Genomic DNA, 26052 nt, shown 5'->3' on the forward strand with positions numbered 1-26052 from the left:
TCCTCAAGCGGGCAAATCAGCGATTTGAGATTGCGCAGTCAGATCGTGTTAGAAAGCGACGTGGCATTCCAGAGGTCGCTTTCTGCATGATCGATCGGACTAACAACGGAGACTGGTACTAGGATTATTTCCCCGCTTCCTTCTTAAGTTCCTTCAGCCTCTTCTTGCCGCCCTTGTTGACTTCTAAGACGAACCTTGCGAGATCCAAGAAGGCCTGGCGATTCTCCAGCTGATTTGCGATGCCCTCAGGCATGGTCGAATTCTTCAATACCATCATGTCCTCAACATCGTCGAGAAGGATTTCACGATCCCGACCTGCGTCAGCTGGAATACGTAGAGTAATCTTCTCCTCAGCTTCCTTGATGAGAAAGCCAGAGACCGCGACACCGTCAATGGTCAGCACGGTTACCGAGCGATATCCATCCAGGATATCGGCCGAGGGATTGAGAATCGATTTGAGCAGATGTTGTTCCGTGGCATCCTTTCTGGCCGCTGTCAACTCTGGGCCCATTTGGTAGCCTTGGGAGACATCGTGGCAGGTGGCACAGGCGACTTTCTCGCTATAGAACAGCTGAGCTCCCTTTACGGGGTCTCCTGACTTCCATGCTTGGACGACGAGCTGCTCGAGAGGTTCCGAGCGAAGCTCTTGTTCCAGTTTGGATGACGTGGGCATGTCTTCCGCCAAAGCAGGCTGAGCTCCTTCGGGGAATGGATGCATTTTGAGCAATTCTTCCGGACTGTAGAATTTACGGCGGTCGCTGGTTTCCTTGCGGATGCGTTCCACATCCTCTTGTTTGATGATCGGAGCATCATTACCCCAACTGCTGCGGACGTAATTCAGTACTGCCGTGATCTCGGCATCGGTAAACATGTTGCCGATGGCCGTCATCGGAGGGACACCGCCGCCTGGCTCGTAAACTTTACCTTTGACCTGAATCTTGCCCCATACGCCGTGAAGCGTCAGCTTGATCAATCGATCCGGGTCGCCATTTACCCATTCGCTACCGGCAAGAGGCGGATAGATACGTGCCACGCCCTGGCCATGATCTCGATGGCAGGTATTGCAGGAGCCTTCTTCCAGAAACACTCTTTGCCCAATTTCATAGTGCTTCTTAAACTGCTTGTCCGCGAACTTCGCTGACTTCGAGCGATAGTCCTTCGGTTTAAGAGCCCCTTCAAGCTTACTGCTCAGCAGTGTGTCGACCTCTACGGAAAGATCGTAGTCGTGGATCGTCCCGCTGGCCAACAAGGCTTCCGCTTCTGGCTTCAGAGAATACATCGCGGCATTGAGCGAGTTGCGAATCCATCGATCGGTTGGCTGCGATGCAACAACCAATGCGATTTCTGCGCCATCATTCCCGCCGAGCCATGACGCTGCGGAAAGTGCTTCTAAACGAACACGTGGGTGTTGATCTTTCGCCGCTGGTAACAAGTACTGCTTCGGATCATCTAACAAGTGCAGACAGTGGCGCACAACGCGAACCGCCGCCGAACGAACCCGATGATCTTTGGCCGACAAGCACGCTTGGAGAAGTTGCACCGAGGGCTCTTGTTGCCCCCAAGTTGCCCAAAGTGCTTCCAGCACGAGTCGTTCGTTGTCTTGGTTTTCGGCGGCGAACTTGGTCGCGAAGGCGAGTACTTCGTCTTTGTTGCGACCGCGAAGTTCACGATGAGAACGCTTGCGGGCATTCAGTTCAGGAAGCTTGAAGTTGTTGAACAGTGTTTCAAGGCTCGCGCCAGCAACTTGGGGAGGATCGACCAAGGGACGTTCGGGATAGGTAATTCGATAAATTCGGCCATATTCCGAATTGCGCAGCGGGTCACGGGCACTGTGTTGCATGTGACCAATGAGCGTGTTATGCCAATCGACAAAGTAGAGGCTTCCATCCGGAGCAATTTCGAGATCGCACGGTCGGAAATTGCCGTCTGACGACTGAATCAAGTTTTGACGGAATTGGCCTTTGATCTCCGGACCGTCTTCGACCGTCTTGTACTCTTTGATCCCGAGGAAACCAATCGAGTTGCAGTACAGGTAGTCTCCCTGTACCTCGTCGGGGAAATGACGGGAGTATATGAATTCCGATCCCGAAGTAGGGCGTGCGTGGTGCTCGTAGTTAAACTTCGAGACCTTCTCCATCTCCATCGAATGCGGCATCTTGATGGAATTGCCCAGCATCCAATACTGATCACCGCCCGAGGCATCGTTCAAATAGCTCTGCCCATACTCGTCGTGGGCAACTCCCCAGGGGTTGTTCACGTCCGACTGGAAGACGCGTTCCACCTTCCATGAATGGGGATCAAACCGCCAGGCACCGCCGTCGGTCATCCGCTGCGGTCCCCACGGAGTTTCGACTTGTGAATGGAGGAATCGTCCTTCACACATGAAGATGCCGTTTCCATTGTCAACATCGAAAGCAGAAATGGCATGGTGCGTATCGTGTGGATCAAAGCCATCGAGTAGGTACTCAGTCTTGTCGGCTTGGCTGTCCCCGTCGGTGTCTTTTAGCAACATCAAGAATGGTTCTTGCGAAAGGTATACCCCTTCAGGCGCCAATTCAAAACCAATTGGCATGTGCAGTCCCTGAGCAAAAACCGTTTCCTTGTCGGCGCGACCGTCCCCGTCCGTGTCTTCGTAGATCAAGATCATATCGTTCGGCTTGGGATCGCCAGGTTGGTAGTGCGGGTAGCTGATGAGAGTCGACACCCACAAACGCCCCTGATTATCGAACCGCATCTGGCAGGGATTGCCGAGGTTAGGGAACTGTTGTTCTGAGGCAAACAGCGATACCTCGTATCCTTCCGGTAGGTCGAATGTCTTGAGTGCGTCTTGTTCCGACTTGAGGTATTCCAGGTTTCCATTCTTCGCGCTTACCTGGTAGTTCGTTTCGACAGGGGAAAGTGCACGTGTAAGCGAGTCGTCCACTTCAATCGTCGATGACTTGCCTTGTGCAATTGCCCAGATATTGCGGTCGCGAAGAACCGTCATTTGGCGGATCTTCTCAATTTCTTCTGGGTAGTTGAAGTTGCCGTATGGGGCCCAACGTCGCCCGTAAGCATGGACTCCATTGAGCATGCGGTAGTCGTTTCGCCAGAACCAGGCTTTATCCGCCACAGCGGATCGGAGCAATTTGTCTGCATCAGATACCGACGTGGTCTGGCCGAAGAGCTTCTCCATCAACAGAGGTGCTAACGCCTCGTAACCTTCTTCGGAAAGGTGAACGCCGTTGATCGTCAGCGGCGCGTCGCTGTTGGCGAACCACTGCAAGGTAGGAGTAAACAGGTCGACGGCCGCAACCTTCTTCTCTCGGGCAACATCGAGGACAGCCTGAGCATACTGTTGAAGAATCTCGTTGCGGTTAGTTGCATCGGGAAGCGCAAACGTATCAAGTTGTTGCATGGCAATTGGGGTAGCCAAGACTAGTCGAGGAGGCTGCTTGCCATCCTGTTCGTAGCTTCGCGACAGCGTGTGATCGACGAACGCCCGCAGTTCGTTCTTGAAGTTCTCGACACCTTCTGGGCCATCAAACGATTCGTTGAATCCGAAAAAGGCAACGATCGTGCTCGCCTGAACGATGGTGAGCCATTCATCAGGTTTCGGATAATGACCAATACCAAGGTGGGCCCGGATTTCAGGGCGGAACTTTTCGCCACCGGGGAAAGCCCACGGGTCGTTATTACCAGCCTCTGGGCGATACGCAGGCGTGTGTCCTGGAAAGCCCATGTTGCGGAAGGTAATGTGCTTGGGAGCGAACTCTTTGTGTAGCAACGTTTCAAAGTAGTTATGGTGCTCCATACGCTCGGCAAGTGCGTTCCCAATGAACACCAACGTTTCACCCGGTTTCACTTCCAAGGGCAAAGACGTTGAGGGAGCCGGGCCCTCGACTGGTGTGGGTTGCAGATAGGTCGGCCGTTCCTGTTTCTTCTGTTGAGCCTCTTGACCCGTGATGGTGGTAATGACCTCAGGAGCGTCCGTTTTTTCGGCCGATTCGCTCAAGCGGAAGCTAGACAAGAGGGTAGACACCGCCAAAAGCAGACAGGCCAACAGGGTAAAACGTTTCATGGATACATTCATTGGGGATGTAAACGGAAATAGGTCGCGAATTGATCAATCGTAGACCAATTCAGTGTTTTGTGCGGGGTCAAGCGAACAAGAATCGTACAAGTGCGCTAAGTTCGTATCATTGATCAGGATGCCGAGGAATATGCTGGGAAGGATGTTGGCCAGGGCTAAGCATCAATGCGTACGCAAAACAAGTATGGTAAGGACTTTAGGGAAATGATAATCGAAACCTCAGGATTTCTAAACTATCGAGAGTCTGTCCCTTTCACAAATAGTTGTCCTTCGATCTTCAGCAAATTGTCAAAATGCGACATCCGAAGTGCTTTTGGGGATCCTCTTTTTTGCATGATAGGTAAGCAGACAGCATGAAATACCCTATTCTGCTACCCGCAAGTGCGTGACCAAATTGATTCCGAATGGGCAGGCTTATTGATCGATAGACGTGGCTGGCTCTGTTGTGACAACAAGTACGCGAAACCCTTATCCTTCCGGCGTGGCTACCGTTGGTCACTCGGTAATTTGTCTTTGGCGGGTTGTGGCGAAAGTGTTTCCTGCGTCGTGGGATGAACCGAACGCCGGCTTCTCAGGCATGCGTAGAACTGAGCAGGGTGGCTTCGAAGATGCTCTGCAAGTTCTACCAAGTGCGAATGTTGCGTTTACCTGCGTCGAGTTCTTCTTTTCGACGCTTCAAGTATTCATGTGAGATCTCGACGGCTTTCGTTCGGTCCTTGGCATCGTAGTCCCAGAACTCCTGAACCACCTTTTCGCAGTCTGGATAGTGCGATCCGTCGTCTCCAACCGCTTTCCGCGTCTCGGCAAGTAGCGACTTGAGCGAGGCAACCGTCTCTTGCAGTTCAGGGTCATCGATCAAGTTGCGAGTTTCGTTTGGATCGTTCACCAAGTCATAGAGCTCCCAGCCTGGTGGTGTTGGGTAGCCGCCTTCGTAGTTGCAGCCATAGTAGTAAATCAGCTTGTATTTCTTGGTGCGGATGCCGAGATGGGCTGGATTGTCGTGGTGTGCCATGTGCATCCAGTACCGGTAGTAGGCTGCCTTGCGCCAGTCTTGGGGCTCATCACCACCCATTGCGATCGTTTTGAAAGAGTGACCTTGAACCGTCTCCGGGGCATCCGCTCCGACAAACTCAAGTAGCGTCGGAGCAAAGTCGACATTCTCGACTAACGAGTCAATTCGAGACCCGGCCTTGATAGCCGATGGGTAGCGAACAAGGAATGGCATCCGCTGCGACTCTTCAAACATCCAACGTTTGTCCTGATAGTCGTGTTCGCCCAGCATAAAGCCTTGGTCACTCGTGTAGACGATGATCGTATTGTCTAACTGGCCGATTTCTTCTAACTGGGCGAACAGGCGTCCCAAGTTATCATCAACTCCCCTCACGCAACGAAGATATTTGCGCAGGTAGGCCTGGTAAGCCAGGCGTGTATTCTGTTCGTCCGTGTAGTCTTCTGGATCGTAGTTTTCGGGAAATTCCTTCGGATAGATTTGCGGCAAATCAATCAAGTAAGAGCGACGAGGATTGCGATTGCCGATGGAAGTTCCGATATGTGGAATCAACTCGTCATCGGACCCGCGCGTCGCTATGGAACCAAAATCGCTGCCCCGATGCCAAAGTGTCTTGGGCTCTGGAATCTCGACTTCGGCGAGATAGTCGTCGTAGCGAGGTGCATTGTCGAAGTAGTCATGAGGCGCTTTAAAATGATGCATCAAAAAGAACGGGCGAGTACGATCCCATCCGTTGTTCAGCCAAGCGATACTTTGATCGGTGATGGCATCGGAGGAGTGCATGCCTGGGAATGAAATGGTGTTCTTTCCCCAAGGCTTGTCACCGCGAACACAGAATACCGGGTCGTGATAGCTGCCTTGTCCAGGCAAAACGCAATAGTGTTCGAAGTCCGCCGGTTCTTCTTTGAGATGCCATTTGCCGATCATGGCGGTGTGGTAGCCCGCCTTTTTCATTTCGATAGCGAGCATCTGCTTGCCCGGTTTGACGGAGCCAGCCAAATCGAACGCGCCGTTGACATGGTTGTACTGACCAGTAAGCACGCAGGCCCGAGAGGGAGAACAGATCGAGTTGGTGCAGAAGACGTTTGTAAACAGCGCGCCTTCGCGGGCCAATCGATCGATATTCGGCGTTGGGGCGGCCTCAGCCAACCGGCCCCCATAGGCCGAGATCGCATGGGCCGCATGATCATCGGACATGATGTAAAGGACGTTTGGGTGCGTGTCGTCCGATTGGGCGCGTGAAAGGATGCTGCAGAAAACAACGATTGTCAAAATGGGGATTAGTCTAATCACAAGCCTGAACAATCTATTTCGGGGGAGGGGACCGAGGTTGTTAGAGGGACTGGTCAACCAAGGATTATTAACGCAGTAGCTAACTACTTTTCTAAATGAAAATTAACGCTTTGTTCACCCTGTTGAACTTCTTTTGTCAAAGTGGTTTGGCGATTGTATTTCTCAGGAATGATCGATTCACGGGCGTCGATTTCTTCTCCGGGGATATTGCTGATCGGTTTCGCGCCCGGAATCTTACGAGTTCCGGTGATAACTACCTTGTAATTGCCTGGGGGACAGACCACCTCAAACTCGCCGTCAGCGATAATTCCTGTTCCGATCGTGGAATCACCACCGATCGGCTCGAAGAAGATCTGTCCCATTTCGACAGGTGTACCATCCATGGTGACTTGGCCAGATACGTGAGCAATTGCTGGCCCGCTATCACAGCCCAAAAGTAGTGAGAGAAACATGAATCCGATGAGTAGTGAGAAGCGCATTTTGATTGTCCGATATTGGCTGACAAAGAACATTCACCGCGTTGCCTCGCGGTGAATGTTGGTAGAACCGCAATTCCGTTCGCCGCGAATCAATAAGATCCAAGTGGATTCCCATCGTTTCGCGCGCCTAAGTTCCGATATGTGGAAATATTGACCGTCTCGGCAATAAAGCTTACCGAGGCATCGGCCAAGGTAAATTGAACGCCTCCTGGGTGCATACTGCGGGCATAGGTGACGGCAGTCTGTCCCGAATCGTCCACGCACGGCGAGTGCGGGATAGAACCACATCCTCCGCCATAGGCAACGTCTGGAGCAGTGGTGTTAGGCCCTTGATAAGAACTAAAGGCGACCTCCATGTCGTAGCCGTTAAAGTAATTCGCGGTCAAGTCTCGCTCGGAACCGGTCAAGACAGCAGGCGACTGAAGGACTTCACCAAACATGAGTGTGTTCGATGTCCCGTCCGTAATATCCGCGAAGTCGTTGGCCGATCGCACGTAAAAAATTCCATTCAGGTTCTTTCCACCACCAGAGAAGTCCGTAGAGCCGGCGCTGACCACGTAGTTGCCCTGTAGTCCTTGGATTCCTTGCTTGCCTCCGTTGGGGTCCGAAGGACAGACCATGGCATCGACGATGGTTGAGCGAATTTCAAGCGTTGCCCAGTCGGGAGCGGACTTGTTACCAAAAAAGGGCTTGAGCTGATCATACAGAGCCGTTTGCTCAACAAATGGCAAGATCGTTGGATACCATGTGCCCCGATTGGGATGACTCAGGTTGCCTCGAACGTCGTTGTACTGGGCATAGGGAAATTGCAGGAAAGTATCGTGGTAGTTATGCATTGCAAGGCCGAGCTGTTTCAGGTTATTGCTGCATTGAATGCGACGCGCTGCTTCTCGTGCTTGTTGGACTGCAGGCAAAAGCAAAGCAATCAGTACACCAATGATCGCGATGACAACAAGCAACTCGACCAGCGTGAATCCAGATAATCGATGTTTCATGGACGGACTCCAAGGGATTAAAGAGAGATGGATGAATAGCATGATGAGAGAAGTGACACATGCAGACATCGAGTGTGCGACGAGTCGCACACGCCCGATGTGCAAGCCAAGTAGGTCGTATCTCAGCAATTCTGAGAATGATTCGCCATGTGTAAAGAGAAAACGATAGACATCTGAGAAAATGGACTGAACCTGCCCCGCAGTGGTACATTTACGACATCAAGGAACAGCGAGCGCAAAGGCAATAGGTCAGTTTATTCGGCGAGAAAGTTGATGCATTGTTGTTCTAAAGGGCCGCTTCCCTATTGGATAGCGAACCGTTTCGACCGTCCCATTCAGTAAGGCTTGCTTGCGCGTCATACCGCGGTCGTACCGTGCACGCTCATGAGCAGGTTCTGAAATGGCTGTGCCACCTAATCTGCCAAACGGCTTTTCCTGTTCAATTCGCAGTTCCCAATAAGGCGATTACGTGTACACAAAATACTACCAGGAACGGTATCTATCCTGCTCTGAGAGACATGATGACTTGCGTCGCACAGGGATTATATTGCGTTGGCTTTCGGTCCGCTTTAGCGACGCGTTTGTACCAAGCGTCACCACCCTTCGACAATTTCACCGGCTTCGGATCACTTTTTCCAATACTCGAAGCACTCTTCTGGATAACATAGACCCGGTGTTCGAAACTTGTTGTGACTAGCAACGTTCGTCTTCGTCGACAGCTCGCGCTGAACCCGCCATCGACTTACCTCACGGTTCGACGCATCGATAAGGATCCCGTTGAAATGAAGTCTTCACACCCCAGCTTATTGTTTACGACATGTGTCAGTGCCTTACTGATCTTACTTTGGTCGTCCGTTGGCCAGGCCGCAGAAAGCGATAAAGCCTCGAAGCTCTTCTCCGACGATTTCAATGGTCGGACGACTCTCGGAGATGCTTATTCAGTTGCAAAGGCTAAGAATGGTGCTTGGTCCATCAAGGATGGGGTATTGATTGGCAAGCAAACGGAATCGGATCACGGGACAGTGATTCGAACCGAGTTTCCCTTTGATGACGTCGACATCCAGTTCGATTTCCGCTTTCGAGGTGGCAAGAGTTTCAACTTTGTCATCGACGATAAGAACGAAGAGTCCGTCCATGCCGGTCACATTTGTCGAGCCTCGGTGAACTCGAGTACTATTCGCATCGGAGACGACAAGAGTGGAAGTATGAATCTGGAGGTCCGCAAAATGCGTCAATCGAAAGATCTGCCTGAAAAGCAGCAGACGGAGTTGAGTGCCCTGTTGAAGCGAACCCAGGCGAAAACCGACGTGCAAATCAAACGGAGTCAGTGGCATCATCTCAGGATTCGCATTCAAAAAGATGTGATGACAGTGGTGTTTGACGGGGACAAGAAGGTCAGTTTGAAATCGCCAGGGATTGACCATCCGACTAAGAACAAGCTGGGCTTCACTGTCATTGGCACCTCGATTGATTTCGACAACTTCACCGTCCACAAGCCTGAAAACTAGAGATGGAAATTACGGTGCGGACACTGCTCGTCCTGTTCGCGCTGGTGTCGATCGGAGTTGTTGGAAAAAAGGACCAACTGAACGCCCATCCGAGCCTGCTGTGTTCTTGGACAATACAAGCGAAAGGATGGTATCAATCTCAACTCCGGAACATCTGTCGCGCGGGAGACATGAAGAGATAGTTATCCCGTGTTACTTAGGGATGCTGCCTTGAGAGTGCTTGGCGAAAGAATTTGTCCGCGTTATTGACAGCGTTATCGAACCAGGCCTGCTTCCCCAGGAAAGGATGTGGTGCATCTGGGATGACGGTCAGCCCCGTCGGTGTGTCCAGTTCCTTCATCCGATGGCGAAACGGTCCTGCGTGAGTGCTTAGATCGTCACCTTCGCCTGTGATAAACCAACACGGAGGGTCATGCTCATCGAGATAATGAAACGGGGATGCCAAGCGATAGGTATCAGGCTTTTCTTCCTGGCTTCCCCCGAGGAACTGCCGCCAGATTTGACCGCGGTCTTCAGTTTGAGAAATCTCTCTCGTGCGTTCAGATAGTAGGTCAGTCTGAGCTCCCATGGGCACGGCTGCCTGAATGGCGCTGCTGAATTTATCATTTCCTCCATCTCCTTCTAGCTGTTTTTCGCCTGAAGAAGTGGCGAGCAGGGCTGTTAGGTGCCCGCCGGCGGAAAGTCCGATCGCTCCAATCTTATCGGGATCGATACCATATTCGCCGGCATGCGCTCGGAGGAACCGCACGGCTGCCTTGCAATCGTGAATCGCTGCCGGGAAGGGTGCTTCTCCACTTAGCCGATACGAAATGTTCGCGGTAACGTACCCTCGAATGGCTAGAGCCTGGGCGAGTTTCTCGTGGCTCGTACGATTGCCTTTCGCCCAGCCTCCTCCATGAATGCAGATCACCGCTGGTAAACTTCCCCATGAGCCCTTCGGGCGAAAGAGGTCCATCTCCAGGGTTCGGTCCCCGTACTGGGCGTAGGTGACATCGCGTTTCGAATCCAATTTGTCGAGGTCTTGGGGCGAGATCTCCGTGCGTCCGCTGGCTATCGGCTTATAGGACTCTCCAGCGGGACGAGCGTCGCGCCGCATTTCTTCCTGAAACAGAATGGCCATGCCTCGAAGTTTTCGCGTGATCTCACCATCTTTGACGAGCGTGGTCTCTCCAGGGTCTTCCGCAAGATCGAATAGTTCGAGGCTAGGATTCAGATAGAGCTTCCAGTTCCGCCAACGAACGGCAGCCAAGGCCCCTTGGCTGCCGTGGTAGAAGAAGGCATCGTTGTATTCGTTGCGTTGAATGATTGGTGACCATTCGCCAGCAGGATCCCATCGACGTCTCAGAGGCACCGATGCGTTCAAGGACTTCTTCATGCTGGGAGTAGGAACATCCTTGGTTTCACCTTTTAGTAGCGGGCTGATATCTCGTCCATCAATAACGCGACCCTTGGGTACTTCGATTCCTGCTAAGGTGGCGAGGGTTGGATACCAATCCATAGCTCGAACGACCGCGGAAGTCTCCTCGCCAGTCTGCAACCTCAAGCCAGGTCCCCAGGCAATCGCAGGAACGCGAATTCCTCCTTCGTAGGTCGAGAGCTTTCGTCCGCGGATCCTTTGCTCCGGCGTGCGTCCTGGACCTCGTCCATTGTCCGAGGCATAAATCACTATCGTATTATTAGCAATCTTAAGACGTGTCAGCGAATCGAATATCCGTCCGACGTTATAGTCGAGTTCTTGGATTGCGTCCCCATACTCGCCCCATTGAGACGAGCCCTGGAATGCTTCACTCACGCCCAGCGGGTTATGAAGCATTGTGTGCGGAAGATAGAGAAAGAACGGACTCTGTTGATTCTGCTCGATAAAGCTGATGGCCTCGTCGGTGTAAAGCTTGGTGAGTTCCGCCGGATCGACGGGGCGTTTGATAATCTTCTCGTTTCTCATCAGGGGTACGCCCCCTTGATCCTCGAAGTAGACGGCCTCTACAGGGTCGAGATTGTGAAGCAGCCCAAAGTAATAATCGAATCCCTGATTTCGTGGCAGAAACGGATCGTGAAATCCAAGGTGCCACTTGCCAATGCATGCGGTCTCATAGCCGTTTTGTTGAAGAAGTTCGGCAAGCGTCAGTTCGTCTGGGTGGATGCCGGTAGGTGAGTCAGCGCGATGTACCCAAACTTCGTTTCCGACTCGACGGGGATAGCAGCCTGTGAGAAGACCGGCTCGCGAAGGGCTGCATATCGGCGCCGCGGCATAATAGTCGGTAAAACGGAGTCCCTCATCCGACATCCGATCGATTCGTGGCGTCTTGACTTCGCTTGCTCCGTAGCAGCCCAAGTCGTAATAACCTTGATCATCGACGAAGATGAAGATGATATTGGGCGGTTGATCGGAAGCGGCCTGGAGACGTGTTCCGTGAAATCCAAACACCAGAAACACCAACGCGACCATCCGTGCTGTTGTGAATGGAAAGACACGAAAACGTTTCATGTGTGGCACGGGAGATGTCCTCTCGAAGATAAATGATAAGTGCGATGACTGGGGCTTTTTATGTTGTGGAGGATTGATGAGCTTTGATGTTTGCAACGAGTGCCGTAGCACAGGCCTTAGCAAAAATAGCATCGTTGATATTGGCGTTGATCCGCTTGATTGGAACTGAAGGGGACAGATGTTCGCTTAGCGAATCAAATAGGGCTGCGTCAGCTTCCGGATCGTGAAATGGCTGACCTACTGCGCTTATCGCACTAACTCCCTGAAGGGGAAGCAGTACGGTAACTGGTGCCGAATAACGATTCACTTTTTCAGCGATGATGCGACCAAGCTCGCTGCACTCAGCAGGGTTGGTTCGGATGAGTGTGACTTGAGGGTTATGGACATAGATATTTCGCCCCTCGAACTCTGGGGGAAGTGTCTCCCGCTCGCCAAAGTTCGCCATATCCAGGCAGCCTGGCACAACCACGGCTGGAATACTCGCTTCTGCTGCCGCGTTAAGTCGCTCAGGTCCGGCGGAAAGGACGCCGCCGATAAGTTCGTCAGCCCATTCGGTTGTGGTGACGTCGAGGACGCCATCAACCAGTCCATCGTGTATCAGGGACTCCATCGCTTTGCCACCGGTGCCAGTGGCGTGAAAGACTAAGACTTCGTATCCGGCTTCTTCAAGAACCGGGATTGCGTGGTCAATACACTCAGTTGTATTGCCGAACATGCTTGCGGCGATCAGCGGCTTGGTGGCCGAAACGTCGATTTCGGTCTCGACCATCCCGCAGACCGCCCCGGCTGCTTGAGCGAAGATCCGTCGTGAGATTCGATTAAGTCCTGCCACATCGACCACACTCGGAAACATCACGATATCTTTCGTGCCAATGTAGTGGGAAGTGTTACCGCTGGCCAGCGTCGATACCATCACCTTGGGGAAGCCAACCGGAAGGCTTCGCATCGCAGCCGTAGCGATCGCTGTACCTCCGCCTCCTCCGAGTGAAATCACGCCGTCGATCTTTCCTTCGCTGACCAGGTTCGAAAGGAACTTCTGCGCGGCCTGCGACATGGCCGAAACGCACTCACCGCGATCGCGCCGTTCAGATAAGCTTCCCAAATCGAGCCCCGCGGCTTGGGCGACTTCCTCTCGGGTAATTCCTGGGCTCACCGAAGGAGGATCGCCAGAACCCACATCGATCAGCAGCGCTTCATGACCGCGTGCCTTGATGCATTCAGCCACAAGACTGTGCTCTTGTCCCTTGGTGTCGAGGGTGCCTAAGACTGCGATAACGGCCACTTAAGCCTCCGAGCCGATCTTGGAAACAGGAATACTCTTGAAACGCCGAGTCAAATCGGTCAGGGAATCTTCAAAGGCCATCCGTTCCAGGCTTGAGGCCCCGACAAAGCCAACCGCATCGGTATGCTGATTGATATAAGCGGCATCATCGGGGGTAAGAATCGGACCACCGTGCGACAGGCAGATGATGTCAGACCGAACACGCAGCGCGGCGGAACAAATCTCTTGAGTGCGTTCAGCGGCTTGTTCCAAGGAGCACGCGGCATCGACCACTCCAATCGTTCCACCGATTGTCGTTCCCACGTGCGCGACAAGCGCGTCGGCGCCAGCTTCGGCCATCGAGCGGGCTTCGGCGGCGCTGCCAACGTATACGATCGAGAAAAGGTCCATCTTGCGGGCAAGCCTTACCATCTCGAATTCCTTCTCGACACTCATTCCGGTTTCTTCGAGAATCTGCCGGAACTCACCATCGACGATGGTATGCGTGGGGAAATTGTTCACGCCGGAGAAGCCCATATCTTTCACTTGAAGCAGCCAATGCCACATCCGGCGTCGCGGATCGGTTGCGTGAACACCGCAAATAACGGGCGTTTCCTGGACAATCGGAAGCACTTCATGCTCGCCGATTTCCATGGCAATGGCATTGGCATCGCCGTAAGCCATTAGGCCTGCAGTAGAGCCGTGACCGGCCATGCGAAATCGACCTGAGTTGTAAACAATAATCAGGTCGATTCCACCCTTTTCGAGAAACTTAGCACTGATCCCGGCACCCGCTCCTCCGGCGATAATCGGTTCATTGCGATCCAAGGAATCACGGAGCCGATCGACGACTTCCTGACGCGTGTATGGGTTTCCGATTCCCGTCCAAGGATTAGGCACGATACAACCTCATTATCGAATTCTGTATGTCTGATCAAACTGATTCGATGCTGAATCAGAGACGAACGCGATAGGCTCGCTTTCGTCATTATAGACTTGCGAAATGATCCGATCGACTTCCCAGGCGAGGTCATGTAGTCCTTACCTGAAGAATCAAACTCCATGGGTTTGGGGATGCGGATTGGTAATACGGAAGTGCGGCGTGTGGTCGCTCCACGCCTGGTAAGAATTCGAATCGGTGAATTTGCTATCTTCTTTGTGCAGGAATATCGAGATCGTGCGTTGTTTCTTCCTGCGGAAGATCAATCTCGAAGGTGTGTTCGGCAAGAGGCCCCTGAAGCTCGGATGCCTCCGTAGTTGTCGATTCGGTCGCGATCACATGCACGTGATGGGGGCCGCCCACGGTGCCACGTCCATCGCGGGCTGTGTCGTAGTGACCGTCGACGATGCGAGCTGTTCCTTGTGGGCCGCGGTTTCCTTTCTGGCTGTCTGGAGTAAAGACAATCGCTCCACCAGGAACGGGTTCGCCATTGTATTTAACCGATCCAGACACATCATAGCGTTTCGGACCGTCATCTTGTTGGCAACCGAGGACTAGCGGCAACAACAAGACTGAAAGTGCCGCCATGCGAAGATGATCACGGGTATTTCTCGGCATTCTAAGGTCCTTACCAAAGCGTAGGATTCCAGCATTCAATTGAGATGCGAACGTACGCATCAGTCGAATGATGCGACTTCGTTTCCATTGCGACTGGCTGTTGCCAAATACAAGTCCATGTCGATGTTTTCGGAAATAAAGTGAACACTGCTATCAGCCATCAGCACTTGGGTACCTCCGGGATGCATACTGCTGAAACTCATGTTATTGAAGTTGCCGGAAACAAAACCCTGAATATTGATGCCGAACTTGACGTTCTTGCTCATGCCGCACGAGTGATCGGCACATCCGCGTGACCATGCGCGAGGAGCAGGGGCTCCGGTGGGATATTCGTTCGTGGAGAGCTCACCGACCATGATGGTGTTAGACGTACCATCGGTGACATCGCGAAAGCCAATCTTGCTGTTGGCCCCTAGGACTCCCTGATTCGAGACTTCATTGAAGGAGTCGCAATTGGGAGCAGATCCGCTATCGGATGACTTCTTGCAAAACAATTGGTACCCGGTACCAACCGGCCCCATATTGCCTACATAGTGTCCAGCGAACATTGGTCCGATGACCGCATCGCTGTTGTCGATGATCGTTTCATCAGTGTGATCCGAATGTGTCAGCGGGGCACTGGGACACTGGTATACAGGCGGCACGGTTGTAACCACTCTGCGGTTTGGTCTTCCGCGCCACCCTTGTATGTGGTTGAACTGATCGGCCATCGCTGAGAACTCAACCTGCGGCAGGATGGCAACGAGGAAGCTATGAGACGTAGCACCAAACGCGGTGTTTTCGTTGTTGCTCGATGGCGATGGGCCCATGTATCGGAAGCCGCCTGGCGGAAAGGATTGATAGACATCGTGGTAATTATGCAGGGCGATGCCGATCTGATTGAGATTGGCCTGACAACTCATGCGCCGAGCCGCCTCACACGCCTGTTGTACCGCAGGCAGCAATAAGGCAATAAGAATCCCGATAATGGCGATCACCACCAGTAATTCGACGAGAGTAAAACCTAAGTACCTTTTCTTCCGTCCGTTGCTTGTTGACATAATGTATGACCTCGGAAAAGTAAGAATGGTCAAAAGCAGGCCGTTTGCCCATAAATGGATGAGTTCGTAGGTCGGAGGTTTAAGCCGACTTCAGTGCTTCTTGAATCACTTCGCCGCCGAGAACAGTAGGAATCTCCTTGCGGTTGTTATGCGGGTAGATGAGTTGATGTTGGTCGATGCCGAGCGTGTGCAGGATGGTGGCATGGAGATCGTGTGGTGATAACGGGCGATCAACGGGGACGAAACCAAGTTCGTCGGTCGCACCGATTACCTGACCACCCTTGATGCCGCCTCCGGCCAACCACATTGTGTAGCCGGCGGGTGAGTGGTCGCGTCCCCGTGCGTCGCCTGTCCGTGTCCCTTCGGTTGTGGGAGTGCGACCAAATTCTCCGCCCCATACAACAAGGGTCTCATCAAGCAGTCCCCGCTGTTTCAAATCTGCCAAGAGGGCGGCAACCGGCTGGTCGGTGGCCTTGCAGCGGGCAACGTGATTCGACTTGAGTGAACCATGAGCGTCCCACCCGCCGTTACGTAGTTGAATGAAGCGGACGCCCTGTTCCACCAGGCGCCTAGCGAGTAGGCACTGGCGTCCAAATGCCGCCGTCGCCTTCTCGTGGATGCCGTAGGCTTTTTGGGTTTCGGCAGTTTCCGAAGACAATTCGAGGACTTCAGGGGCTTCCATCTGCATGCGAAAGCCGAGTTCGTACGACTCAATCCGTGCCTGAAGTTCCGAATTCTGAGCTTGTTGTTCAAGGTGCTGATCGTTCATCCAGCGGATAAACTCGAGTTGCTGGCGGCGCTCACTTTCGGAATAGAGCTGAGGCATTTCGGAATAGGGAATACCTTGCCGGGCATCGAGTATGGTTCCCTGGTATTGGGCTGGCAGGAATCCAGAGGCCCAGCCGGGGCGTTGTGGGGCTGGGCCGTTCTCGTTCGAGGAAAGCATCACGAAACCAGGCAAGTTTTGAGCGGGACTTCCCAACCCATACGTCACCCAAGCGCCCATGCTCGGGCGATCTCCCAATCCTGAGCCGGTCAACGTGATGCACTCGCCGGGACCATGAACAGGAATACGATGATTCAGCGAGCGGAATACGCAGATATCATCCACATGCTTCGAAGTATGGGGCAACAGATCGGAAGCCTCGATGCCACTTTGGCCGTGACGCTTAAACCGAAACGGGGAGGCCATTAGCTTCGAGTGGACGCCCGATCGGGGAATGTTGGGAACGTTGGCAACGATACTCGCCGGCACGTACTGGCCGTCCATTTTTGAGAGTTGCGGTTTGGGATCCCAAGTGTCGACGTGCCCAGGCCCCCCGGACATGAACAAAAATATCACGGACTTGGCCGTTGGCTTGAAGTGGGGCAGTTGCTTGTGCTTGTCAGTCGATGGAGATCCCCAAGCTAAGTCGTGTTGAAGCAGAGAATGCAATGCCATGGCCCCAATGCCGAGTCCGGCACTGTGAAACAGAGCGCGACGATTCATTGAGATGTCAGACACGGGCTAAGCTTTCTGGAGAGGGCATTAGGGAAGGTAGACGAACTCGTTGAGGTTCATCAAAGCATGAAGCAATTGCGCGAGTTTGCGTCGTTCGCCGGCGGGAGTTGTTTCAGGTGTTTGGAGCATGGACAGGCAGCGACTAAGCTCCGGTTCAGTCGGAGAACGTCCAAGGATTCGCGAGAAGGCAAGTTCAATCTGAAGTTGGCGGTCGCTGCCAGCCTCTTTGGCAATTTGATCTGCAAGCGTTTGCGCTCGTCTCACGACAAAAGGATTGTTGAGCAGATAGAGTGGTTGCAACGCTACCGTCGATGTTTCACGACCAGGGCAACTACGGATTGCCTCCGGTGCATCAAACATCTGCATCACATCTGGAAGCTCGCTTCGTCTTTGGGAAAGGTAAATCGTTCGACGAAGTTCCTGTTCGTCACGATGAGGAGCGATACTGGGGCCGCCCACTTCTCGGTTGAGTTCTCCCGTGACGACCAGCAGCGAGTCACGAATGGCTTCCGCCTGAAGTCGTCGTTGAGGCCAGCGCCAGAGGAAAATGTTCTCGGGGTCTATCTCATTGTTGTCGGCGTTGAAGGCTGCACTTTGTTGATAGGCTGCTGAGGTTAGAATCAGCCGTTGAATGTGTCGGGTGTCCCAAGAATTGTCCATAAGTTCCGCAGCCAGCCAATCGAGCAGCTTCGGGTGACTTGGCAGAGATCCATGGGTTCCAAAATCGCTGGGAGTCGCGACGATACCGCGGCCAAAATACATTTGCCAAAGTCGATTCACCCAAACACGAGCGACCAATGGATTGGCGCGACTACCTAGCCACTGAGACAACGCTTGGCGCGCGGTAGGGGCGAGTTCCGACGGAGTGGTCCCGAGTACGGCTGGCCAACCAGGTTCGACACGTAATCCGGGGGTATTCACGTCGCCGCGAATTAATATGTGAGTTTCCGTCTGCTTGAGAAAGTCAGGGGAGTAGGGAAGAGGGGAACGGTTCACGACTGGCAAGTACTCAAGATCTTCCCGACCGGTCTCCGGCGAATAGTAGCCCCAGGTATGAGCAGGATACTCCGCAGGATCGATCTTAAGCTTCTTCGCTTCTCGCAGGTAGAAGTTGTAAGAGCCCTTAGAAAACCATTGCTCGATTTCTTGGGCCGGAGGAGCGTGGGAATTTGGGAGCCGGATATTTCCCAACTGACCTTTCGAGAAAAAGGCCAGGAACCGGTAGTAGTCTCTTTGTGAGATAGGTTCAAACTTGTGGTTATGACACTGGGCACACTCCATTGTCAGCCCCAGCAAGGCGCTGGATGTGTTGTCGACGATATCGAACATCACGTCAGTCCGCTGAAGGGCTTTGTCCATCTGATTGCCGCTAATGCGGGCCGACGCGAGAAAACCGGTTGCAATCACAGCTTGATCAGATGCTTTCTTTAGTTCGTCGCCTGAGAGCTGCTCTTTTAAGAACTGATCGTAGGGTTTGTTGTTGTTGAAACTATCGATGACGTAGTCTCGATATCGCCACGCAAAAGGACGCGGGATGTCGTGCTGGTGACCTTCGCTTTCCCCCCAACGAACAAGATCAAGCCACATACGACCTGTTCTTTCGCCGGCGTGGGGAGATGCGAGAACACGATCGACGAGCCTGTCGTATGCCCCAGGAGCGTAGTCCTTCAAGAACGTATTGGTCTCTTCTTCCGTTGGGGGCAAACCAAGTGCGTTGAGATAAAGGCGGCGGATCTGAATGCGTCGGTCCGCTTGCTTCGATGGGACAAGGCCCATCTCACGTTGTCTTTTCGTGAGGAAGGCGTCAATTGGGTTAATTTTGATGACGCCTTCGACTTGAGGAACCTCAGGTCGTTCCACCCGGTGAAAGGCCCAATGATCCGATTCGACTTTGGGTTCAGGGAGCAACTCGTCGTCCCAACTGAGCCCTTGTTCAATCCAGGCTGAAATCATGGCAACCTGCTTTTCGGACAATGGTTCTCCGTCAGGGGGCATTCTTTCGGTATCAGAATTGGACATTAGAGCTTGCAGTAAAGGATTGTTGCGACTGTTGCCGGGAATCGCCAATGCATGCCCCGTGCTATGGCCGAGCAGCTCACTACGGACATCGAGACGATACCCTGAGTCAGGAAACTCTCCAGCGTGGCACTCGAAACAGCGTTGCTTAAGTAGCGGGTAAACATCCCGCTTGAAATCGACAGTCTGGCTCCAAACAGCTTTCGGCTTCGACGGATCTCCGTTATTGACCGGGCCACTGGCATTTAGAAAGTCGAATGCTTCGTGCCAGCTAGAAGAGAGCGCCAGGTCGCCTACGCGAATACGATCGTCATGTTCTGTCTTTAGGCCAGTGGCGAAACCGACCCAGTTAAATTGGTGCAGACCTGCTTGGCCGCTGATTGTGAGATGGGGTTTCTCTTGCGATTCTGGTTGGGGATTGATCCACAATTCCATTTGAGTAAAGTCATTGCGGTCGCCAGGCTTCTCTTTCGACAATCGGGTAATCAGTCGGTAAGTCTCCCCCGGCTCTAACTTATGCTGGCTCCAGGCTGTATGGCTCGAGCCAAAGCGAAGCATGAAGACATTCTGCCCTTTGCTCGGGCCGCGGTCGGCCAAGTGAATGCCGATATTGGGAATTCCTGAGTTATGTACGGCCTGATCGCTGCCTTCGGTACGATCGAGCCACAGCACGAAGAACTCCGGGTCGGGACTTCCCCGGACGCGTTTTGGTTCATAGACAAAGCGGAATGCGACAAAAACTTCATCTTCCGTATAAACACGGTCCAGTTGCCGACGAAGTGGGTTATTGCGTCCGCCAGTGCCTCGAATCAAGACCGATGGCCACTGTGAATCCGCGGCAGGATCGAAAGTTGCGGGCAATATGCGGGACAGCTTCCAGCCACCTCGCCAGCCATCGACACTTTCAGTTGGGGATAAATCAGCAGAAAGTTCTGTCGATGGATCCAAGCGGTCCGCGACGATGGGGAAGGGCTCAGCGAATGCCTCGGGTACCGACATCGCTAAACCGCAGATACCCAGGTAGCATGTGAGAAAAGTCTTAGGTAGTGAACCTATCAACTTCATCAATTCAGAGCCTTTAATTCGAGGAGGGAGAGCAAAGGATGCTCAAGGGGAGAGACGAGGCTGGAGGACATCGGGCAGGGTAAAATCAATCAGTAGTCGATCAATCCAAAGTCTGTCTTCTGGTTCGGTATTCTTTCCCATACGAAAGCCCAGGGTAGACAGTGCGTCATCTCCTTGCCCCGGAGGTAGTTCGTAGACGAGGTCGGGCGAGCCAATTGAATCTACATCAGGATTGATCCATAGTTCGATCTGATTAAATTTTGACTGGCTGGATTTGCGGAGACGCCCAACGAGAAAGAATCGGACGTCATCCCCTGTTAAGGGTCGGTTATCCTGATGATCTAGTTTGAGTCGGGCGAAGTACTCGCCGAAACGAATGCCTGCATTGGGTCTGGTGGAATGACTGTTTCCTTTGCCCAGGTTATTATCGAACCAGACTGCGAAAAAGTCGTCGGGATCGAGTCCCTGATATCGCCCTAAGAAACTAAAACAGAAATCTCGATTCAGTGGTTTAGGCAGTCGTGTTTCCAACCGGTTGCAGATAGATGGATAGGCCGGATCACGACCATCCATCTCGATGACATACGGATCTCCAGAGATTCCCTGCCACCGCAAGGGAGCATCCAGAACGGCGACGCGAGCGAATTGTCCGTCGACGATCCAAGGATGTAACACAACTTGCTCTTCCTCATTCTGCTTCTGGAAGGGAGAGAAGTCTTCGACCAACCAGGCCGTGACGGGAACGGTTTGTTCAATTGCGCCTGGAGTTCTTGCCAAGCGGGAAAGTGCTTCTGAGAGGGGCATGGTGTGCATGGCGGGAGGGTATTGGCCATTGCGCGCCAATTGAATCTGTTCAAGCGACGGCAGTGAGACACGATCACTTGAATCAACGCTGGCCAGAGAAATGTCCGTGAATTCAGACCGAGACTGTGAGTAACGAGAAGTTGCTTTGGAGCTTAACAGCAGAGCCTTATCTGGCTCGGGGTCTTGTCGAGATTGAACGGTGACTTCCCCCTCATACACCTGGACACTTGCTTGTCCGGTCGCATCAACCTCTGCTCCAAATTTCGTACCGAGGTCTACGATTTTCATGTCTGGCGTAAAGATGGTGAATCCACGCGCTTCTTCGGGAACAACCGCGGCCAGCTTGCCTCGATGCAACACAGCCTTCCAGGCGGAGTGAAATTCTAGTTGAGCCGGTCCCTGGAGACTTACACCACTACCGCACTCGAACGCAAGACGTACCAACCCTGAGTCAAGTTTTAGCTCCTCACCTGAGCGAAACGGCATGCCGTATTCTAAAGTTCCGTTTGAATGCGACAGGACGGCATCTTCACTATCAATTAGAATGGCCGCAACCTTAGGCGGATCAGAGCCCAATGCTGCCAAGTCGGTAGGCGGATTTGCTTTTGTTTTGGGCCACAGAAAGACAGCAATGAGAACTGTCGCGGCGAGTCCGGCGAACAACAAGCCCACACTTTGCCAGCTTCTCCGTTGCGGCTGGGTCAAGGTCAACTTCGGTTCGACGACACTCGCAATCGACGGTTCGCTGATATGTTCAGACGTTTGGTCAGTCGATTGAGTCGAGAAATCGACGTAGGTCCATTCCAGGAGAGTGTCGGATACGATTTGATCGACATACACCTGGCGAAGCTCTGTCGACCTCTCAAGGAGTTCCGTCAGACGTGCCTCTTCGACTTCTGTCAGGCCCGCACTGAGCATGCCAGTGATGAGTCGTTCAAATTCGAGTCGAAGTTCTTGGGAAATCTGGTCGCTCATAACGAAACCTCCACACGAAGAGCCCGTTCGACACACTCCTTGAGTGACTTTCGCAGCCGGTAAAGCGTCATCGCTACCGCTTGCGGTTGGCGTCCCAGACTGCTTGCCAATTCATTGACAGAGACGTTGTGCTGGTAGCGTGACTGAAGGATGTCCTTCTGACTGGAGGGCAACTTTTCGATGCACCGTCGAAGCTCTTCGGCACGCTCGTTCATCTGTTCTAACTGCATGGCGGCGCGGTTAGCCAAATCCTCGATCAATTCCTCATTGAGTGAGATATGGGGCTTTCGTCCACGAGACTTCAGAAATGAAAGTGCCTGAAGATGGGCAATCCGACACGCCCAGCTTGCGAAGGGTCGACTAGTGTCGTATTCGTTTCGCTTACGCCACAGAACCAGGTTGGTCTCCTGCAAAACATCGTCAACATCCGCCGGAGCGCGAACAATGGTCCGGAGAAAGGCGGTCAGTGGTAGCTGGTGCTGCGCGATCAGCGATACAAGTCGCTCGTCCATCTCACTGACGGTTTGCGGAAGTTCGGATGGGCATCGCATCCCGAGATCCGGGGTCGTCGATCGCGGTTCGCTTTGGTCGGAAATGTTGGAGACTCCCGGGTTTAGCGAGAAAAACGCATCGACGGAATCGCTTGATTCATCGGCAACACGTTGCGAATAGGAGATTATCTAACAGTACTTATCCAACATTCGCGGTTTATAACGCGAGGTATTCAAAAAAAATGAGTTTTCGTGAAAATGCGGTCCCTTAAGTGAAATGAAGAAGGACGTTAAGAGCCATTGGCAAGGTGCATGACGTCGAGTGGTTAGACGGCAAGTTGGGGTGTAAGTTCTAGAATCACGACGTTGATACTTTCTAGATATGCCGTATCTCGCAAGCTGCGCCCAACGGTGACGTCGTCAACGTCGCGTGGCGGCACCAGCCTAGGTACTCGTAAAGAGTCCCTTTCTGCGAGAACCGGCAACGATATCGAGTAGTTCCTGCGTAATTCTTTCGCGGTGATTGTTGGCGAGCTGGCGGCGTACCATTTCCGTGGTGTCTTTGAGCCACTTATTGGCAGACTCAGCGGCGAAAAGACGCATACCATGCTCCGACGCGAGAGCATCGAGAAGAAGCTCGTACAGAATCGTATAGAGATATTCGCGGGTTGCAACATGACGCAAATGTTGCTTCGTCTGATAGTGATTAGGCCTTTGCAATGGAGCAGATTGTGGAAGCCTCGTTGGCAGAATCTGAGTCAGGTGTGGAGTGAACTTTCCCGCACCGCCAAATTCCGCGGAAATTACAAAGAGATGTCCAACCTGGCGAGTGTGGAAATCATCCAGAACGTTTTGGGCGACTTCTAGCAGTACATTTGGGGCACCATCCACGCTGGTCGGGGCATGATACCAGTGTTTCGGGCTCAGCTTATATCGTTTTAGCAACCCCTGTGGTCTTTTGCCGATACAGTACAACACATAGTCTGTTTGCTGTGAGAGTGTTTCAGCAGCGAATTCGATCAGGCGGAGGTTATAGTCACCGCATAGCCCCAGATCAGAAACGATAAGTACGATGCCCAGCGGAGGGACGATATCGACTTGTCCACCGACGCCCGCCGCGGCGAGGGTGGCTTCCACCTCGGCACGATAGGTTTGGATCGCTGGTAACGCTTGTCGGCTCTCGCGGAAATGATGGGCCGAGAAGGAGCGCATTGCTGAGATTGCATCATCAAGTGCTCCCAGGGTGTGAATTCGCTGTTGTAAGTATCGTTCGCGGTTCACCGGCTCTCCTCCTTGCGATACAACGACCGAATTCGATCTGCTGCCGCAGCGACTGCTTCCATCCAATCTTCCTCAGGCAGCTCCGACTTGAAAAGCTTTTCGGTGAACTCTACTTGCTCGGAACGAACAATAGCAGTCAATTGCTCGACAAAGCGTTTGGTGTCCTTCAGTGGAACGTTATGCAGCCAGTCTTTCATGACTGCTGTCAGCGCAATGATCTGCTCGATCTGGTCCCTCGCCTGTAGGCGTCCCTGACGAAGCAATTCTCTTAGTTGTCGCCCGCGTCGGAGCGTCTGCTGCATCCCCGCATCCATTTCGAGTCCCATGCGGCTGAGCGATTCAAGGGACTCGCAACGAGATAACTGAATCTTCAGATTCTTCGCTGCTTTCCGCATCGGAGGGCTCTGCGCGATGCTGCCGATACGCGACACACTTCGGCCTACGTCGATCGCCGGACGCTGATTCCGCTCGAATCGGACAGAGTCGAGATAGATCTGCCCGTCTGTAATGGAAATCAGATTGGTTGGAATATAGGAAGAGATATCGCCATCGGTAGTCTCGATCAAAGGAAAAGCAGTGACGGAGCCTCCTCCTTCGTCATCGCAGACAGCGCAGGCACGCTCCAAAAGCTCGGCGTGGATGTAAAAAATGTCACCAGGGAACGCTTCCCGACCGGGGGGACGCCCCAAGAGGAGCGCCAGTTCGCGGTAGGCATCCGCGTGTTTCGTCAGATCATCGTAAACGACGAGGGCGTGCCCTCCGGACTCTCGAAATGATTCTGCAAGGCTTGCTCCGGCATAGGGTGCCAGGTATTGCATTCCAGGCGAAGACGAAGCGTCGGCTGCAATGATGGCGGTATTCTCCAGGCAGCCGGCCTTCTCCAAGGTTGTTCGAAGGGTTATGACACGCGACATAGGCTGTCCTACGATGACATAAACACACGCAACATCGCCTAGCTTTTGTGCAGCAACGATATCAATTGCCAAGGATGTTTTGCCGACATTGCGATCGCCGACAATCAATTCCCTCTGCCCTCGTCCGATAGAGATCGCGGCATCAATTGCCATAACCCCAGTCCACAAGGACTCGTCGACTGATCTTCGATCGACGATATTGGGAGCTGGTTGAAAGAGTGGCCGCATAGAATGGGTTGGAAGTGGAGGACCTTCGTCGAGCGGATTTCCAAGTGGGTCGATTATCCGGCCGAGCGCGGCCGCTCCGACTGGCAACTGCGGTAGGCGATGTTCCCCACGGACTCCCTCTCCCTGATGAACCTTTTCAGTACCAGTTAGAAGAATGACACCGGTACTCGATTCGGCCAGGTCATAGGCCATTCCCAAGGCACCTGAGTCGAATCGTAATAATTCTTCGTATCCAACATCACCTAGCCCGGCAACCTGAGCGACGCCGTCACCCACGCCTTGGACGAATCCACGGAGGCGAATCCCTGCGGCCAAATCCAACTTGTCGGCCGCCTCCTCAAGACGCTTTGTTAGATGTTCAACGTCGTTCATGTGGAGGTATCTCCTGAATGACGGCCCAGCTCCTGCAATAATTCCTGTTCTGCGTAGCGTGTTAGCCCGGCAATGGAGGCGTCGACTAGTCCCTGGGCGGTTGAAATGCGAACCCCTCCAATCAATTCGGGAACGACACGAAACGTTACCGAATCTTCAGGCTGACGAAGAGCCGAACGAAGCCGCTCTCTCGCCGGAACGTCAAGTTCAGTTGCCGTTTCGACTGATACCGGGGAAAGGCCGTCGGCAGAGAGGGACTTTAACTGGGAAACGGTGGCAGCGATCAGTGCCGATTCGAATTCTGGACCATTGATTTCCTGCAAAAGCTTACTGATCGTTGCCGTAGCCTTTTCCGCGATAAAGTGAGCCAATCGTTTCGCGTTGGTCTGATCAATTTGAATCGCTTTAAGTTTAAGCTGGTCCAGTTCCTTGTCAGCTTCCGCTCGGGCTTTGGCTAGAATGTTCTCGCTCTCCTGATTGGCTGCGTTCCTGGCTGCGACACGCATCTTCTCAAGCTCTTGCGTAACGAGTTCTCGCTGTTGGTTTAGGTCACGCTCCATGTTCTCTGCATACGTGAGTTTCGCTTTCGACTGTTCTTCGAGCTGCTTTGCTTCGCTCTGCTGTTGCTCAATAGCTTTCCGAACCGGTTTAAAGAAAAACCAGCCGAGTAATCCGGCGAGCATCACAAAATTTGCTATCTCGAAT

The 26052-nt window shown here is 53.0% G+C and carries 17 protein-coding genes; 1 reads left to right on the plus strand and 16 read right to left on the minus strand.

The window, feature by feature from the left end; genetic code table 11:
• Positions 1-124: 124 nt before the first annotated feature.
• The 4 genes from PSR63_RS24820 to PSR63_RS24835 all read right to left on the minus strand — a co-directional run bounded on the left by PSR63_RS24820 (position 125) and on the right by PSR63_RS24835 (position 7848).
• On the minus strand, positions 125-4060 hold the full coding sequence (locus tag PSR63_RS24820) for a PVC-type heme-binding CxxCH protein (protein WP_274328569.1): 3936 nt from the start codon (positions 4058-4060) through the stop codon (positions 125-127).
• A 634-nt stretch (positions 4061-4694) separates the two neighbouring features.
• Positions 4695-6353, minus strand: coding sequence for a sulfatase family protein (locus tag PSR63_RS24825; RefSeq protein ID WP_274334253.1), 1659 nt, complete (start codon positions 6351-6353; stop codon positions 4695-4697).
• A 104-nt stretch (positions 6354-6457) separates the two neighbouring features.
• On the minus strand, positions 6458-6886 hold the full coding sequence (locus tag PSR63_RS24830; RefSeq protein ID WP_274328571.1) for a hypothetical protein: 429 nt from the start codon (positions 6884-6886) through the stop codon (positions 6458-6460).
• 56 nt (positions 6887-6942) lie between these two features.
• Positions 6943-7848, minus strand: a complete 906-nt coding sequence (locus PSR63_RS24835) for a DUF1559 domain-containing protein (protein ID WP_274328573.1) — start codon at positions 7846-7848, stop codon at positions 6943-6945.
• Positions 7849-8630: 782 nt separating this feature from the next.
• Between PSR63_RS24835 and PSR63_RS24840 the strand changes: the two genes are divergently transcribed.
• Positions 8631-9356, plus strand: coding sequence for a family 16 glycoside hydrolase (locus tag PSR63_RS24840; protein WP_274328575.1), 726 nt, complete (start codon positions 8631-8633; stop codon positions 9354-9356).
• Between the two features lie 196 nt (positions 9357-9552).
• Here PSR63_RS24840 and PSR63_RS24845 read toward each other — a convergent pair whose 3' ends face one another.
• From PSR63_RS24845 to PSR63_RS24900, 12 genes are all read right to left on the minus strand, one after another.
• Entirely contained in the window at positions 9553-11841 is a 2289-nt protein-coding gene (locus PSR63_RS24845; RefSeq protein WP_274328577.1) for a sulfatase-like hydrolase/transferase, read from the minus strand.
• A 58-nt stretch (positions 11842-11899) separates the two neighbouring features.
• Complete coding sequence (locus PSR63_RS24850) at positions 11900-13123, minus strand: Tm-1-like ATP-binding domain-containing protein (RefSeq protein ID WP_274328579.1); 1224 nt, start codon at positions 13121-13123, stop codon at positions 11900-11902.
• Positions 13124-14002 (minus strand): phosphoenolpyruvate hydrolase family protein, encoded by an 879-nt coding sequence (locus PSR63_RS24855; protein ID WP_274328581.1) that lies wholly within the window; start codon positions 14000-14002, stop codon positions 13124-13126.
• Between the two features lie 247 nt (positions 14003-14249).
• Positions 14250-14660: a hypothetical protein gene (locus PSR63_RS24860; protein WP_274328583.1), complete on the minus strand. Its 411-nt coding sequence runs from the start codon at positions 14658-14660 to the stop codon at positions 14250-14252.
• Positions 14661-14719: 59 nt separating this feature from the next.
• A complete protein-coding gene (locus tag PSR63_RS24865) occupies positions 14720-15700 on the minus strand; it encodes a DUF1559 domain-containing protein (protein ID WP_274328585.1) in 981 nt (326 codons plus the stop codon).
• Positions 15701-15779: 79 nt separating this feature from the next.
• Complete coding sequence (locus tag PSR63_RS24870) at positions 15780-17204, minus strand: DUF1501 domain-containing protein (protein WP_274328587.1); 1425 nt, start codon at positions 17202-17204, stop codon at positions 15780-15782.
• A gap of 24 nt (positions 17205-17228) precedes the next feature.
• On the minus strand, positions 17229-20282 hold the full coding sequence (locus tag PSR63_RS24875) for a PSD1 and planctomycete cytochrome C domain-containing protein (RefSeq protein WP_274328589.1): 3054 nt from the start codon (positions 20280-20282) through the stop codon (positions 17229-17231).
• Positions 20283-20324: 42 nt separating this feature from the next.
• A complete protein-coding gene (locus PSR63_RS24880; RefSeq protein ID WP_274328591.1) occupies positions 20325-22061 on the minus strand; it encodes a FecR domain-containing protein in 1737 nt (578 codons plus the stop codon).
• Positions 22058-22612, minus strand: a complete 555-nt coding sequence (locus tag PSR63_RS24885) for a sigma-70 family RNA polymerase sigma factor (RefSeq protein WP_274328593.1) — start codon at positions 22610-22612, stop codon at positions 22058-22060. The genes PSR63_RS24880 and PSR63_RS24885 overlap by 4 nt, the downstream gene beginning before the upstream one ends.
• Positions 22613-22996: 384 nt before the next feature.
• A complete protein-coding gene (locus PSR63_RS24890) occupies positions 22997-23833 on the minus strand; it encodes a F0F1 ATP synthase subunit gamma (RefSeq protein ID WP_274328595.1) in 837 nt (278 codons plus the stop codon).
• Positions 23830-25347, minus strand: coding sequence for a F0F1 ATP synthase subunit alpha (locus PSR63_RS24895; protein WP_274328597.1), 1518 nt, complete (start codon positions 25345-25347; stop codon positions 23830-23832). The genes PSR63_RS24890 and PSR63_RS24895 overlap by 4 nt, the downstream gene beginning before the upstream one ends.
• On the minus strand, positions 25344-26030 hold the full coding sequence (locus tag PSR63_RS24900; RefSeq protein ID WP_274328598.1) for a F0F1 ATP synthase subunit delta: 687 nt from the start codon (positions 26028-26030) through the stop codon (positions 25344-25346). Before PSR63_RS24900 ends, PSR63_RS24895 begins: the two co-directional genes overlap by 4 nt.
• Positions 26031-26052: the final 22 nt, after the last annotated feature.

The sequence above is a fragment of the Bremerella sp. P1 genome, assembly GCF_028748185.1.
Taxonomy (GTDB): domain Bacteria; phylum Planctomycetota; class Planctomycetia; order Pirellulales; family Pirellulaceae; genus Bremerella.